Below are 15,053 nucleotides of genomic sequence, written 5' to 3' on the forward strand. Positions count from 1 at the left end.
GTTGGATGATGCTTTGCGATAAATCAGCTTTCGGTGTCAATGAAGACGTTCTTGACCTCGCTGAAGGCTTCGAGAGCATCTGGTCCCAGCTCGCGGCCGAGTCCGGATTTCTTGTAGCCGCCGAAAGGAGTGGAATAGCGCACCGAGGAATGGGAGTTCACCGACAGGTTCCCGGCCTCGACTGCGCGGGCCACGCGCAGGGCGCGGCCCACATCCCGGGTCCAGATGGATCCGGAGAGCCCGTACTCCGAGTCATTGGCAATGCGGATGGCATCGGCCTCGTCCTCGAAGGGGATTACCGCAACGATCGGGCCGAAAATCTCTTCGCGCAGGATCCGGTCCTGCGGATCTTCGGGAACCACGACCGTAGGCGGGAACCAGTAACCCTCGCCCTGGGGGATCTTTCCCTGGTAGGCGATATCGCTGCGGGGGTTTCCCTGTTCATCGAGCAGGAACGAAGACACCGTTTTCAATTGCTTGGCGGAGACCAAAGGGCCCATCACCGTAGCTTCGTCGCTCGGATCCCCGACAGTAACCGCCGCGACGGCCTGGGTGAATCGCTCCATGAACGCATCCAGAACGCTGCGCTGCACCAGGATCCGGGAGCGTGCGCAGCAGTCCTGTCCGGCGTTGTCGAAGACACCGCCCGGTGCCTGGGCGGCTGCCTTGTCGAGGTCGGCATCGGCGAAGATGATATTGGCGCTCTTGCCGCCCAGCTCCAGGGTGACACGCTTCAGCTGGTCCGCGCATCCGCGCATGATGCCCTGGCCCACTTGGGTGGAACCGGTGAAAACAACCTTGCGGACGTCGGGATGGGTGACAAAGCGCTCGCCGACTACCGAGCCCTTGCCCGGGATGACGGTGAAGACACCCTCGGGGATACCGACCTCGCGGGCCAACTCGCCCAGGCGGATGGCGGTCAAGGGTGTCAGTTCCGCTGGCTTGAGCACGACAGTATTGCCCGCGGCCAGTGCTGGGGCGAACCCCCACGCCGCGATCGGCATGGGGAAATTCCATGGAACGATGATCCCAACGACACCCAGCGGTTCGTGGAAGGTAACGTTCACTCCGCCTGCGACGGGAATCTGCTTGCCGAAGTTCCGTTCCGGGGCTGCTGCGTAGTAGTTCAGCACATCCCTGACGTTTCCGGCCTCCCAGCGGGCGTTGCCGATGGTGTGCCCGGCATTGAGCACTTCCAGCTGGGCCAGATTCTCCAGATCGCGGTCTACTGCGGCCGCGAATCTGCGCAGCAGCGCGGCGCGCTCAGCAGGAGCGACCTGGCTCCAGGCGGGAAAAGCCTCGGAGGCCCGGGCAATTGCGGCATCCGCCTGCGCGGTATCAGCCAGCGCGACGTCCTGGACTGCTTGCCCAGTCGCCGGGTTGATCACGGTAAAGGTGTCTTTCACTGCGGTATCAGTGCTCATAGCGCTTCCTGTGGTGTCGAAATAGATTTGCTGGTGGCGTAGTCATGCGCAGCCTGGATGAAAGCCTGCATGAGCCGGATATCTTCCAAGTTCTCTTCCGGGTGGAATTGCGTGCCCAGAACCCAGCCTCGGGCCTGCGGCATTTCAACGATTTCCACCGTCCCGTCGCTGGCGCGGGCGGTGACCTCAAGGCCTTTGGCTACCTCCTGCAGGGACTGGTGGTGGTAGCACGGAGCACTGGCCTGGTTGCCCAGGATCTGCTCCGCCAGAGAACCCTGCGCGGTGGTGAAATCCACTGTGCCGAAGACCCCGGGAGCTGGCTGGTACTTTTCGGCAGCATCCGGAAGGACATCGGGCAGGTGCTGGTTCAGGGTTCCGCCCTGCTGCACGTTGAGCACCTGGGCGCCACGGCAGATGGCGAACAGCGGAACGGCCCGCTCCAGCGCGGCGGCGGCCAAAGCCATGTCGTGCAGGTCCCGCTCCGGCTGTGCCGCCGTGCGCGGGTGCGGTTGATGCCCGTAGTTGGCAGGATCCACATCCACGCCGCCGATGACTATCAGCCCATCCAGGACGTCCAAGACGGAGGCGTCGGTGGCAACCGGTGGCAGGAGCATTGGCGTACCACCGGCTGCAACCACTGACTTGATGTACTTGCCCGGGACAATGGCCGCGGTACTTTCCCAGACACCCCATTTGGCTTCCTGCCAGTAGGTGGTCAGCCCGATGCGCGGCCTGCGCTGCGCTGCCGGGTCCGATGGATAGTTCACTTGTAGTTGTCCTTCGTGATCAGTGGCGTTCGAAACCGCGGGAGACTTCCCAGTCGGTGACCGCCGCGTTGAACTGCTCGATTTCCACGTCCGCGTAGCGGGTGTAGTGCTCCACTACTTCCTTGCCGAAGATTTCCAAAGCGATTTCCGAGTTCGCGAAGAGCTCTCGGGCCTCGGCCATGGTTTGGGGCACATGCTGGGATCCGGCGTCGTAGGCGCTTCCGGTCACCATCTCGGGCAGTTCCAGCTTCTTCTCCATGCCGTAGAGACCGGCCGCCAGCATGGCGGCCATGGCCAGGTACGGGTTGGCGTCCGCTCCGGGCAAGCGGTTCTCCATGCGTGCGCCGTATCCCTTGCCCACCAGCCGGACCGCGCAGCTGCGGTTGTCCAGGCCCCAAGCAACGGCGGTAGGCGCGAAGGACCCCTTGGCGAAACGCTTGTAGGAGTTGATATTCGGGGCGTAGAACAGGGTGAACTCCCGCATCGTGGCCAAGACTCCGGCGATGAAGTGGTTGTACATCTCCGTGCGTTCTCCGCGGGCTTCGTCCCAGAAGGCCAAGGATCCGTCGAGCTTTCGCAGCGACATGTGGATGTGGCAGCTGGAACCTTCGCGCTGGTTGGGCTTGGCCATGAAGGTGATGGATTGCCCGCGCTGCGAGGCCATGTGCTTGGCCGAGAGCTTGTAGAAGGTGTGGTTATCGCCGGTGGTGACCACGTCGTCGTATTTGAAAGCGATTTCGTGTTGCCCGAAGTTGCACTCGCCCTTGGCCGATTCGACGATCATGCCCGATTCGTACATGGCGTTGCGGATATCGCGCAGTAGCGGTTCGACGCGCATTGAGCCCAGGATCGAGTAGTCGACGTTGTGCTGGTTGGCAGGGGTGAGGTCCCGGTAGCCGCGCTGCTGCGCATCTTCGTAGGAGTCGTTGAAGATCAAGAACTCCAGTTCCGTACCTGCCATGGCGCGCAAGCCCAACGCAGCGGCTTTCTCCTGCTGCGCCTTGAGCAGGGACCGCGGGGCCACTGGAACCGGACGTCCGTCCGTGGTGGCCAAGTCGGTCTGGATCAGCGCCGTGCGTTCCAAGTACGGAACTGGGCGGATGGTGTCGTAATCCAGCACGAACTCCATGTCGCCGTAGCCGGTGTCCCAGCTGGTCAGCGAATAGCCTTCCACGGTGTTCATTTCGGTATCCACTGCCAACAGGTAGTTGCAAGCTTCGGTGCCGTGATTCAGCACGGTGTCCAGGAAGAACTGGGCATGGACGATTTTTCCCTGGAGCCGGCCCTGCATGTCGGTGAAGGCGAGAATGACCGAATCATAGACTCCGGTGCGGATGCCCTCGGTCAACTGTTCAACGCTTAGCATGCGTTCGTTCTTGGAGGCCTTGACGAGTTCTTGGATGTCTTGCATGGAGAATGTTCCTTCGATTGTCGGGGATTGGTTCTGTGGCCTGGGACCGGTTTACTTCAGGGCATTTTCTTCGGACTCCAGGATGGCGAATTCTTCTTCGGGCGCGCTGGCAACCAGGCGATGCCGGCTATAGAACCAGAAGTACGCGAGTGCCAGGACGAAGACTCCTGCGGTGATTCCTGCGGCGAGGATGTCCACGACGAATGTTGCGATGAGGGCAATGACAGCCAGCACCAGCGCAATGGAAGTGGTGACGATGCCGCCCGGGGTGCGATACCCGCGGGGCAGGTCGGGTTCCTTGATCCGCAGGACAATGTGGCTTAGATTCAGCAGCACGTAGGAGACGGTGGCTCCGAAGACCGCGATATTGATCAGCTGGTCGCCATTGCGGATGACTGCTGCCAGGATGAATCCGATGGTGCCTGGAACCAGCAGGGCCACCCACGGTGTATGGCGGGAGCCGGTAAGCGAGAGCACCCGGGGCAAGTAGCCGGCACGGGACAAGGCGAACAACTGCCGGGAGTAGGCATAGACGATAGAGAAGAAGCTGGCCACCAAACCTGCCAGTCCCGCATAGTTCACGAAGTTCGCCAGCGCCGAATTCTGCCCGTAGGCTTCGCGCAGCGCCTCGGGAAGTGGGGAGCCGGAAACGCTCATGGCTTCGGCTCCCGCGACTCCGGGCACCAGGATGAGCATGGCAGCACCGGAGAAGACCAGGAAGATGACTGCTGTGATGATGCCCTTGGGCATATCGCGTTTCGGATCTTGCGATTCTTCTGCGGCAAGGGGGACACCCTCTACTGCGAGGAAGAACCAGATACCGAAGACCAGCGCGGCAAGGGTTCCGGAAATGCCGAACGGCATGAAGGCTGAGGAGCCGGCCGAACCGTCTGGCACGATGTCGAAGAGGTTGCTTGGCTCAAAGTGCGGTATCAGGCCAAAGACGGTGACCACCAGCGCCACAATGGCGATAGCGGTGATGCCGAACATCAGCTTGAGCGCTTCGCCCACGCCCCACATGTGGATGCCGATGAAAACAATGTAGGTGACCAGGTAGACGGGCCACGAATTGGTCATCCCGAACAGGCCGAGGGCCTCGATGTAGCCGCCGATGAAGGTGGCGATAGCGGCAGGGGCCACGGCATACTCGATGAGCACTGCCATGCCGGTGGCGAAACCGCCTAGTGGTCCCATGGCCCTGCGGGCAAAGCCGTAACCTGCGCCCGCGGTGGGCAAGGTGGATGACATTTCGGCAAGACCGAATACCATGCAGGTGTACATGATGCCCATCAGCACGAAGGCAATGAGCAGTCCGCCCCAGCCGCCAGCGGCCAAGCCGAGATTCCAGCCTGAAAAATCACCGGAAATGACGTAGGCGATACCCAAACCGGCAAGCAGGATCCAACCTGCGGCGCCTTTCTTGAGCTGCCTATGTCGTAGATAGTCTTTGTCGACCGATGCGTAGTCGATGTGTGAATTCTTGGTCATGTGAGCTTCCTCGGTCCATGAGTCCTGAATCTAATGGACTGAAATCAGTCCTTTGCATGCGCTCAACTGTGGCAGGGGTCACGAAGGAAAGTCAATAGGTTAGTTTTGAAGATGGAGCTGGTAAGAGAAAATGAAAGGTGTTTTCTTGAACCAAATTGTGTGCCATTCTTAGATCATGGCCGAAACTAAACCATTGGATTCCCGGGACGGGATGAGGTTCCTTGGGCAAGTGCGCCGGGGAAACGTCTTCGAGGAGACCCTCGGGCAACTGTTGCGCGCCATGAGGCTAGGTGTCTTCCCGCCCGGCGAAAAATTGCCTGCGGAGAGGGAACTTGCTGAAGCCCTGGGTGTTTCACGAGCAACATTGCGCGACTCGTTGGCGGAATTGCAGAGCGCAGGCTACTTGCAGGTGCAGCGAGGCCGATACGGCGGAACGGTTGTTGCGGCTCAACCGAATTCGCATGAGAATCCATTGGATGGTTCTGACTGTGCACGCATTGAGGATGTGCTTGCATTCAGATCGGTCGTGGAACCTGCCGCAGCTGAATTGGCCGCGGGAGCATCGCTCACTGCAACCCAGCGAAATAATTTGATGCTGGCGCACGAAGCCGTCAATTCGGCCGACGCGACGAACTACCGGCCGCTGGATGCCCGGCTCCATGTCATGATCGCCGATTTGTCAGCTTCGAGCATGCTGGCAAAAGCTGTCGCTGAAGCGCGCGACGCAACCAGCGAGCTGCTGGACCGGATTCCGTTCCTGAAGCCGAATATCGCGCACTCGAGCCGCCAGCACGAGGACATCTTAAACGCCATCCTCCGCGGCGATGGAGCCAGCGCAAAGAAGCTGATGCAAGAACATCTTGATGGCACTGCGACCCTGCTGCGCGGATTCCTGGATTAGCCGTTGTACAAGAACGGCAGTTGCGAAGTTTCGGATTTTTCCTTGAGGTCGCCTCGGGATCCGTGATCGTTCTACGCAGCGATGCGTTCCACGCATGGATTTGCCGAAAAGCGATGAAACGAATCGATTCCCTGTTTCACATGAAAAGCAGTTCTGCTGGATCCCACACTCCTGGAGGCGAGCAATGACCACGGAAAGCGCAGGAACTCTTAGCCCTTCAATTCACCCGTCGTATCGATGCGAAGTAAAAGAAACATGGAGCTCGCCGGCATAGCGCCTAGGCTGCGGCCATGATGGATGCGTTAGACAAGCAAAGCGTGATTATTATCGGTACCGATGCAATCGGGTTAGTCATTCCGCCGATGGTTCGGCAGCTGTTTTTCTTGCACGCCAAGCGTGCTGACGTCACCACTCACCTCGAAGCCATGGTGGAGACCCACCCCGATACCTGACGGTCGCGTCATTTCTCGCGCGGTTGGATCGCTGCCACTACGACGGTTTCCAGCCTCGGGTTCAGGTGGTCTCCGTGCTCAACCACCCCCGTGACCCAGCTGACCACCAGCCCGTCTTCGGTGTCCTGAAGGATGGCTAGGTTGTTGTCGAACCACGGCCCCTTGATGCCGTTCCAGCGAAAAGGCGGGTCTGGCACATGTGCCCTGCGCGCCATCCAAGCCCCGAACGGAACGGCCGGCCCCAAGGCCAAGGCTGCGGCAAAGTAGCGCATCAACCGGGGCAGTGGGTTGCGGATGGGCGAACACACAGCTTGCAGGATCCTGCTCCCGTTCTCGCGTTCGACCTCGGAAACGTAGGAGAAGTGCACGTCGCCGGAGAGGAACGTGACGGACTGCGGGGCGGAGCCTCGCTTGCCATCGGCGACCTCGGTGGCCCACCGGGCGACGCCCTGGAAGCTTTGTTGGAACGCCGCCCAATGCTCAAGGTCCACGGCCCGGCGCAGTCGTTCCCCGAGCCACGCCCAGATCTGGCCGTGTTCCCCGGAGGAGTAGACCTCGTTCCACGCTTCCACGTGATGCAGGCCCATGGGCAGCAGGAAGGGCAGTGAGGTAGCGACCAGCAGGTGGCGGAATCCTCCTTGCATGTGCTCGTCGAGCCACGCATTTTCCGGTGGATCGAGCAGGGCACGGGCTTCGGGGTTCAGGCTGCGGGAGGCACGGGAGTCCACCACGATCAGCCGTACCGTATCCCAGTCGCGGCAGTAGCTCCAGCGGTATTCTTCCGGTGCGGCATCGACGCGCTCGGCGAACCGGTCCAAGTCGGCAGTGATATCTAATTCTTCGGGGCCGGTGTGGGCCGCGATGCGTTGCCACAGTGGATCCGCAGCCCGCCCCTCGTCGGAGAGGTTGCCCAGGTGCTGGTAGATCCAATATGAGCCGAGTCCCGCAACAATGCGTTCGTGCCACCAGCTTCTCTGCTCCATGTCCTGTTTCCAACTGCGCGAGGAGTTCCAATCGTCGCGGATGTCGTGGTCGTCGAAGATCATGGCGCTGGGCAGGGTGGAAAGAAGCCAACGGTTGGCCGGGTCCGACCAAGCCAACTGGTAAAGGTGTGCGTATTCCTCGAAATCCTTCAATTCCGCCCCGGGGTCGTCCCTGATATCGCGCCGGCTGCGGATGAACTCGCGCATCTGATCACTGGTGGAGTCCGCATAAACCTGATCCCCGAGGAAGAGCATCAAATCCGGCCAGGGTCCGTGCGACGGGCCCGCCATGGACAGGGCATAGGCGCGCATCGCATCCACTCCGTGCTTGCGGTTGCCCGCCGCGTCGTGCGGAATGCTGGTGCGGCAGGATCCGAAGGCCAACCGTGGATTCTTGGCGGGGTCGATGGTGGCGATCATGGAATCAGGGAAGCCATCCTCGCGCGGCCAGATATCGCTCCCCTGAAGATGCACACTGTAGGGATTGACGCTTCCAACTTCCAGCCGCGTCACCTCAACTAACGCATAGTGGTGGCCGTGGGCAGCAAAAGTCGGCGCACGGAATGTGTCTTCATCGCAACGGACCTCGACGGTGCCAGACCTAGCGGTCTCCACCCAGATACTGGCGGAGGTGGCATCAACGTGGCGGAGCATCGGGCCAAGGACAAGGTCCTGATCGCTTCGCTGGCTCATCGATTTCCCTTCCTGAGGGTGCAGGTCAACCAAGAATGGCACAACAACATCGTTGGGGATAGGCCCGGCTGCCTGGCACGGGAGCAGATGATGCCTAGGATGGGCTGATGAGTCCATCCCCGTATCTGCAAACCCGCCGCCTCGTGGCTGCCGCGCCTTCAGAGATCTTCGAACTGCTCAGGGATCCGGCCATGCACCCGGTCATCGACGGCTCTGGAACGGTGCGGACCTCGAACGCCCAGGGCAGCAAGCTCAGCCTGGGCAGCGAGTTCGGCATGCAGATGCGCCTGGGGGTTCCGTACCGGATCAGCAATACCGTGGTGGAATTCGAGCAAGACCGGCAGATCGCCTGGCGGCACTTCAGCGGGCATCGGTGGCGCTACGAGCTGGAAGCTGTCGGGTCCGGGACAATGGTCAGCGAAACCTGGGACGCGAGCCGGGTGCGGCATCGATGGCTGCTGCGGCTGATGGGCTTCACCCGGAGCACCGGGCCCAATATGGAACGCACCCTGGAACGGCTGGCCGCGCAGTTCACCGAGGCCTCCGGGTAAGGGCCTTTGCCCTGAGCAGCTCGTCGATGACGAGGCAAAACACCGTGCAGTGCCACGCATCACCGAGCTCATCGGCGGTCCGCTGGGAAAACACAGCAATCCGGGGCGGATCAACCCGGGCTTCTTCACCATCGAGCGAGTGCTGGTGATCCTCACCGTGGTGGCCGCCCTGTTGGCCGTCGCCTCCAAGAACGCCTACGCCTGAGCCTGCTATTCGGACTGGACCGTGCTCTTCGGCGCTCGCGGGTTCACCGAGAACGTGTTCGCGCCCTTCGCCGAGGGCGCCGAATTCGAAAGTCCCTGGCATTCTTCGACCTGAACTTCTTATTGGTGGTGGGCCTGTGGATCATGGTGGTCGTGGTGACGGTCCGGACCGCCGGGCGCCGACCCTGGGATATGACGATGGTGGCGCTTGCCCCGGGGTCATCCTGGCGGCGACGATCATCTGGGACATCTGGGACATCTGGGACATCTGGGACATCTGGGACATGTGGGTGGTGACGTTCCTAATCAGCAAGCTGCCATCCCAATCTCCGTGGCAACACCCCTGGACTGTTGGATAAGCAGGGGCAGGACACCATACCGAGATTGGTCTGCCGACAGCTCCGATGTTCCTGGGACTTAAGAAGCTGTCAACATCATAACGGGCTCCGAAAAGCCCCGGGTCGCCGTGTCGATCTCACTCTCCGAGCCGAGTCTGCAAGAGCTGTAGGTGTTTGATTCGCATCGCTTAGAGACTGAGCTGGATGAAGCGGTGTAGCTGTTGGCCAGTTACCTGTTCCTATCGCAAGTCATTAGGCACGAGTATCCGCCCGTCGAGGCAGAAATTGACTTCGGCATGGACTTTTGGACTCGGCTGCGTCTTCGAAGGACTGATCAATGTTGGCGCGCTCGCGGCATGAAAGCGGCGGAGATGCCGCGATTGCACAGGTGCACTCCGGCAGCCAATGATCCCTGTGACGACGGGGCTTTCTGAAACAACGCGCCCTACAACGGAGATGCCATGTCATCGAGAGCTATTCATCAGATCAGGCAGTAGGATAACGTCAAATTGTCATATGTCCTGTTGTCGGGGATTGGCATGATTAATCCCGGTTTAGCCGGCTTGTAAAGTGGCCCGTACTTGGTTCAAGGATATTCATACGCGTAATTGCTCTATACAGCAGAACTGGACCAAACATCTATCCCCAGTCCGCTGGCGTATCGAAAACTTCGCCCCAAGCTTCTTTATCGTTCACTGGAGATCCGTTTGGTGGACGCGGGCCCGAATAGAGCCATTCACCAAACCCGCGTTCCTGGATGCCGACGGCTGCCGCCAGGAACCAGCCGGAAACGGTCTCGCGCCAGAACCAGGAATACTGGCCGTCGGAAGATATCTCCATGCGCATTCCATGGTCTTCGGGGAGCCCTGCTTTGGTGAAGTCCTTGGCAGCGTAGACGCCTCCCACAAGATCGTTCCGGAACTTGCCGTTTTGTCTGTGCCAGCCTGCTGCCGAGGTCTGGAGTTTTCGGAGCATGTTCTTGGTTTGGCGGAATTCACGGTCATCGATCCGGCGTCCCAGCTCGTTGGCGCCCATGCGGCCCGCATTGGCCGATTCCTTGTCTTCCCGGAGCCGTTGGGCTTCCAATGCGGCCATCGGCCGCGCCCACGCAACGAGGGCGTCGAGTACAGACCAGTTCTTGGCAGAATTCACCCGGGTGTCGTAGGCAAGCTCGCGCCCGTGGGCAACTCCATGACGGGACAGGCTGCCAGCAGACTGGGTCGCTGGGACATTCTGGCCATAGACGGTTTGAAGTGCTGCCAAACATGCTTCGATGCTGACCAGCTGATTGGGATCGACCAGATCGGCTTTATGGGTTCCCTTGGTGTAGAACTTCCTTCCACCGGCGACATCCATGACGATCCCTTCCATCTGAGCGTGGATCAAAGGGACCGAGGCTTCATAGTTGCCGGCCTCGTGATGTTCCCGTGCCTTCCCAAGAAGCCGCGCTCTCCCTTTGAAGATGCCGTGGTAATCGCCTTGTCTTTCACCTGCGCCCAGGACGGAAACGCGGGTACAGACGCGCTTCGTTCTCCAGGAGCATTCGCCGTCCCACTGTCCAGCCAGCAGTGTATCGGCTTCCTCTTCTCGCCCGTTGCGCAGCAAAGAAATGGCCTCCTCGACTGCTTTCGTGTCCATGCTGAATGGGGCCCAACCTCGGGGAACCAGAAGCTCCAGGGCCTCTTCCATGGATTCCAAAAGCCGGCGGTATTCAACGCTCATGCCGAGGAGTTGCGAGTGTTTATCCCCAATGCTCTTGCTCAATATGGAAAGCCAATCAGCTGATTCGGCCGAGACGTTGACCAGGTTGGCGAGCAATTCATGCTCTCCTCGGGGGTCGACCGCCTGACGAATTTGATCTCGGAATGATCTGGCTTCATCCATGGGGCCTGCTTTCCTGACTGATCGTTGGGGTTGAGGACTAATTGCATGCCGGGTTTCATCTTGTAAACTGGCTCTCAGATCGGGCGTGACTGGGTTGTTTGGTAAACTCGATGTGGCTACAATCCTTTCCTCTATTCTGCTGCAGCCCGGACAGTGCTTCGCACAGCGGCTGATATATGACTCTGTAGAAGGGCGACTACATTGCTGTATTCACTTAAGGCGTCTGGCTGTACGCCGGCCAGGGTGCTGCTGACGTTGCGGGCAAGTCGGATGCCGGGTTCCTGGAGTAGTTTTACCAAGAGTTGCTCCGATTCCTGGGTGCTGACTCCTTCGCGCACCCAACCAGCCAAGGAGCTTGCAACTGCACTGCGAACATCTGCATCTTTATCACAGGCGAAGGATGCCAAGAGATTGATATCGGCTGGGTTTTTTCGCCGAGCAATGACAAACACTGCCGAGGAACGCTGATCACGGGTCCCACCCATCAGGGACCAGAGCTCTTCCTTGGTGAGCGCGCCGGGGCGTATCGCATTGAGTGCATCTGCGGCCAAACCACGGATGTCAGACCCATCAGAGAGATCCCCTTCCGATACATGTGTCATTCGCTCGCGCAGCAAAGGGACAATTCGCTCAACAACAGGTGAAGGAATTCGCTCGGGCATCCAAGGGAACACCGACAGAGCGCCTCTGAGGTGATCTGCTGCTGTCGACGGTTCCGTTAGTAGCTCGATGACTGGTTCCCAGTCAGCTGCTTCAGGATGCCACACGTTCAGTAAGAAAAGCGTCCGCCCTAAGTCTCTGCCCCCAAATCCGTATGCACCCCCACGCGCGGCGTCCTGTTGCTGAGTTAACTCGTACCGCAGAACGACGATCACGGATCTCGCTGCTTCAGTATCGAGAATTCGTAAATCGGGGATGCTGTCCAGAGCTTGGAGGGAACCGGAACGGACCTCCTCGACGAGTCGTTCTCGAACGGATTCATCTTGTTCGGCCAACAGTGAGTCGATGGTGACCTTGAACTCATGATGATCGCCGGCAGCGCGTGAACGGAGTTTTGCCGTGTCGGCGCTGGTCCATGTCGATTGACCGATTGCGTTTAGTACGCGCGCAAAAAGGAGTGCGCGATGCTGATCTGCCTGAATGGGCAGCGCCAAAACATGATCGATAGCCTTCCGCCGGAAGCCAATTGACGCTGCTGGTACCGCTGCTGCGAGCAGTTTCAGGGCATCATGCCACACCGTAAACATGGGCTGGTATCGCTCGATAAAGGGGCGGGGGTCTGTGATCGTTTGCAGTGCCCATTTGACGGCACGGTCGGCAGTCGATGCGTCCAGTACGTCGGCTGCGCGGATCAGGAAGGAGATGTCATTTTGAATTGATGTTCGGGTCGAGCAGCTTAGATCGATTTCCCGACCCACCTGCTGTGCCGCTATAGCGGGGCCGTCCCAAACGACCCTCCTGGTGGCCTGGTCCAGAGCTTTCTTGTCTCCAGACCATCGGAGGTCATGCAGCGCTACCGTCACTGGTTTGATGGAGGCGTCGCCGCATGTCATCAGTTGTCGTTGCGCGAGTAGGGACAAACTGTGCCGCCAGTTTGGGTGATCCCCGGCAAACCCACTCATCAGCGATACGGCACGCAGACTAAGCCACGCTGTATCGGATTTTCCCCATGTGACGCTTTCATCGTTAGCCCAGGTCTTGAAATCCCCGGCAAAATGATCGTTCAACCCAGTGGCCAGGACCTGGGTTCGCCACCAGGCGGGAGGCGTGTCTCGGCCGATTACCGTCTCGCCGAAGTTACCATTGCCCATTGGTGATGTGGAAAATATGATGTTGGCGGCCACTCCACATACTGCAATGACCGTGGGATCCTCCGGAGCCGACTGACGTAGTTGCTGGATATCCAGAGCAATGCGTTGAGCACCAATCGCATCTCCCATATCCCGTAAACATCGGGCGAGTTGAACCTTCAGCCAGGCATTGTCTGCCGGTGAAGCGTCGTCATAGGCAAGGGCTTCAATCAGCACCCTCTGTGCCTCTTGGCAGCGCCCGCTTTCCATGAACGACGCGGCCTGCATGGCAGAGGATGCAACGCGTTCCTCTGCCGTTGAGGCAGAAGCCGTAACCGAATCGAACGACTGTGGGTCTGCCGTATTTACATATTTGTAGAGTGCTGCATAGAGGCGCCACCGCCAATTATCAGAAATGGAGGCCTCTTCGACTGGGAGGTACTGGCGATCCGAGTTATGAGTGGAGTCAAGATCGCGCAGGCGCATCTGAGTCAATAGGGCCAGTGCCTGCTCCGGTTCCAAGGTCTTGGGCATCGCGTTGGGATGTGGGGCAACCAGACGAGGCGCAATAGCTGCATACCTCAGGCGATCCTCCCGGAAAATTTTGTTTTGGCTCGACCAGACGCTGCCTGCCCAGGTAGTGCCCGTCCGCCGCGAGGTTGCTACTGCAACTAGCTGGTCGCGGTGCGCAGCGTCCAGAGTCTGCGAAGCAGGAACCAAAATCTTGGCCCCTTTGCCCGTGTCGACAACGGCATCCTTGGTGACATGAACCCAATATGAAATTTCAGAGTCGTGGTTATGAAGTACCAAGATGTGCGGGACTGCATGCTCGGTCCAGTATTTGAAATGATCCTGATCGGACTCGCTGTACCACCAGCCGTCAACCTCGCCAGCGGCGGACGGTCGTGAAAAGTAGGAGCAGCTAGCATCGTCTGAAGACTTGACTTGGGCTCCTACCAGGGCACCCAGATCAAACCGCCTCTCGTCGCGTGCCTGCAACCACAAATCTGTGCCTAAATCGTGGTCATCGTTGGGGTTGGCGCCCCACTCTAGGTCCTCGAACTTAGCCTTAACCTTGGATTGTCCCGAGGTCCCAATTCGCTCTGTCTTGCCTGCCCGCATCGCCATGTTGCCATTATGTCTCACTTCTCATTCCTGCTTCTGACCGCGGTAGCAGTGAGGCATATATGCACAGGACCCCATCGAGTCAAAACCGTTTAGATCCCTGTAAACGAAAAATCTGCTGTGTACGTTCCTTATTGGGGCTATTCGACGTCAACTGCACTGCTAAACACGTGATTCGGCAAGGCAGTGTGGCGACTCAGTCCGGCTCTAGGACGTCTGCCAAAACGGGCATATGAACGACAACGCCGAGGGTGAGCCACAGCCAGAAACGGTGCATGCGCTTTACCGATACGCGAGTACAAAGCCGGGCGAGGACCAGTGGACCGAGGTACGCGAGTTGAGTACCGAGGAATGGGACACCGCGATGGCGGCTCATAACACCGTTTAGAGGTTCACCCGATGAATGGATGTTACCCCTCATCGAATACCGGATCCTCAACTACAGCACAGTATTGAAGCTATACCACGAACACGTCACCGCGCAGATGAACCGTACTGTTGAAGAAAAGCTCATGACCAGAGCGGAGGCGGAGTTTTCGGAACTGTACGATCGAAGCTTCGGATACCGACTTATCAATTCCATGCGCAACGCGTTCCGGCACGGAGTGCGCGGTCTGGTGAATTTTGGAATGACAGCTCGGCTAGCAGACGGATCGCATACAGAACGGGGGTCGATGGCTCATGCGTAACTCTCGGAGGAAGCTTTCGTGGCTAGCCGTAGTAATGCCGCCGTACGTCGTCAGGTCCGCGAAATGGAAGATGCCATCGACCTCTTCGAGCTCAACGAAGAAGCGTTCGGCGAAGTTCAGATTCTTCATACCCGCCTGGTCCCGCTGCTCCGCCCCGGAGCGCCTGCAGCGGCCTAGTTGCTTTTCCGGTACATCAAGGAGCTCGGTGGGCATCGACCGAACTTCCGCGGATACATTCGAGGACGCCTCTCAAAGAGATTCTCAGTACAAAGACCCTAGACCGGGGAAGGTTGGAATACGTTGTACGACAGGCGGGCGCCCAAGCGACCTACGATGGAATGTCGTCGACTGAT

At 59.3% G+C, this 15,053-nt stretch carries 13 protein-coding genes and 1 pseudogene; 7 read left to right on the forward strand and 7 right to left on the reverse strand.

Annotated elements, in window-relative coordinates; genetic code table 11:
* Nucleotides 1-23: 23 nt before the first annotated feature.
* The 4 genes from ACP3TE_RS09070 to eat are packed head-to-tail and all read right to left on the reverse strand — an operon-like array spanning nucleotide 24 to nucleotide 5,090.
* Complete coding sequence (locus ACP3TE_RS09070; RefSeq protein ID WP_402735020.1) at nucleotides 24-1,424, reverse strand: aldehyde dehydrogenase family protein; 1,401 nt, start codon at nucleotides 1,422-1,424, stop codon at nucleotides 24-26.
* Nucleotides 1,421-2,191 (reverse strand): gamma-glutamyl-gamma-aminobutyrate hydrolase family protein, encoded by a 771-nt coding sequence (locus ACP3TE_RS09075; RefSeq protein WP_426736157.1) that lies wholly within the window; start codon nucleotides 2,189-2,191, stop codon nucleotides 1,421-1,423. The genes ACP3TE_RS09070 and ACP3TE_RS09075 overlap by 4 nt, the downstream gene beginning before the upstream one ends.
* Before the next feature lie 19 nt (nucleotides 2,192-2,210).
* Entirely contained in the window at nucleotides 2,211-3,602 is a 1,392-nt protein-coding gene (locus ACP3TE_RS09080) for a glutamine synthetase family protein (RefSeq protein WP_426736159.1), read from the reverse strand.
* 51 nt (nucleotides 3,603-3,653) lie between these two features.
* Nucleotides 3,654-5,090: an ethanolamine permease gene (gene eat, locus ACP3TE_RS09085; protein WP_400341496.1), complete on the reverse strand. Its 1,437-nt coding sequence runs from the start codon at nucleotides 5,088-5,090 to the stop codon at nucleotides 3,654-3,656.
* Between the two features lie 175 nt (nucleotides 5,091-5,265).
* Between eat and ACP3TE_RS09090 the strand changes: the two genes are divergently transcribed.
* Complete coding sequence (locus ACP3TE_RS09090; RefSeq protein ID WP_426736161.1) at nucleotides 5,266-5,991, forward strand: FadR/GntR family transcriptional regulator; 726 nt, start codon at nucleotides 5,266-5,268, stop codon at nucleotides 5,989-5,991.
* Between the two features lie 230 nt (nucleotides 5,992-6,221).
* Nucleotides 6,222-6,434: pseudogene (locus ACP3TE_RS09095) on the forward strand (IS110 family transposase); the annotation flags it as partial.
* A 17-nt stretch (nucleotides 6,435-6,451) separates the two neighbouring features.
* On the opposite strand, the gene ACP3TE_RS09100 reads toward ACP3TE_RS09095, so the two are convergent.
* The gene (locus ACP3TE_RS09100; RefSeq protein WP_426733239.1) at nucleotides 6,452-8,119 is read right to left on the reverse strand and encodes an alkaline phosphatase D family protein; all 1,668 of its coding nucleotides are present in this window, start codon (nucleotides 8,117-8,119) and stop codon (nucleotides 6,452-6,454) included.
* A gap of 107 nt (nucleotides 8,120-8,226) precedes the next feature.
* Between ACP3TE_RS09100 and ACP3TE_RS09105 the strand changes: the two genes are divergently transcribed.
* From ACP3TE_RS09105 to ACP3TE_RS09115, 3 genes are all read left to right on the forward strand, one after another.
* The gene (locus ACP3TE_RS09105; RefSeq protein WP_426733241.1) at nucleotides 8,227-8,670 is read left to right on the forward strand and encodes an SRPBCC family protein; all 444 of its coding nucleotides are present in this window, start codon (nucleotides 8,227-8,229) and stop codon (nucleotides 8,668-8,670) included.
* A gap of 49 nt (nucleotides 8,671-8,719) precedes the next feature.
* On the forward strand, nucleotides 8,720-8,875 hold the full coding sequence (locus tag ACP3TE_RS09110; protein ID WP_426733243.1) for a hypothetical protein: 156 nt from the start codon (nucleotides 8,720-8,722) through the stop codon (nucleotides 8,873-8,875).
* A gap of 136 nt (nucleotides 8,876-9,011) precedes the next feature.
* Nucleotides 9,012-9,233: a hypothetical protein gene (locus ACP3TE_RS09115; protein WP_426733245.1), complete on the forward strand. Its 222-nt coding sequence runs from the start codon at nucleotides 9,012-9,014 to the stop codon at nucleotides 9,231-9,233.
* 618 nt (nucleotides 9,234-9,851) lie between these two features.
* Here ACP3TE_RS09115 and ACP3TE_RS09120 read toward each other — a convergent pair.
* Both ACP3TE_RS09120 and ACP3TE_RS09125 read right to left on the reverse strand, forming a co-directional pair.
* Complete coding sequence (locus ACP3TE_RS09120) at nucleotides 9,852-11,096, reverse strand: hypothetical protein (RefSeq protein ID WP_426733247.1); 1,245 nt, start codon at nucleotides 11,094-11,096, stop codon at nucleotides 9,852-9,854.
* A 131-nt stretch (nucleotides 11,097-11,227) separates the two neighbouring features.
* Complete coding sequence (locus ACP3TE_RS09125; protein WP_426733249.1) at nucleotides 11,228-14,014, reverse strand: DUF4365 domain-containing protein; 2,787 nt, start codon at nucleotides 14,012-14,014, stop codon at nucleotides 11,228-11,230.
* A gap of 229 nt (nucleotides 14,015-14,243) precedes the next feature.
* Between ACP3TE_RS09125 and ACP3TE_RS09130 the strand changes: the two genes are divergently transcribed.
* Complete coding sequence (locus tag ACP3TE_RS09130) at nucleotides 14,244-14,399, forward strand: hypothetical protein (protein ID WP_426733251.1); 156 nt, start codon at nucleotides 14,244-14,246, stop codon at nucleotides 14,397-14,399.
* Nucleotides 14,400-14,718: 319 nt separating this feature from the next.
* Nucleotides 14,719-14,877 (forward strand): hypothetical protein, encoded by a 159-nt coding sequence (locus ACP3TE_RS09135; RefSeq protein WP_426733252.1) that lies wholly within the window; start codon nucleotides 14,719-14,721, stop codon nucleotides 14,875-14,877.
* Nucleotides 14,878-15,053: the final 176 nt, after the last annotated feature.

It is taken from the genome of Glutamicibacter sp. 2E12 (assembly GCF_050030965.1).
Taxonomy (GTDB): domain Bacteria; phylum Actinomycetota; class Actinomycetes; order Actinomycetales; family Micrococcaceae; genus Glutamicibacter.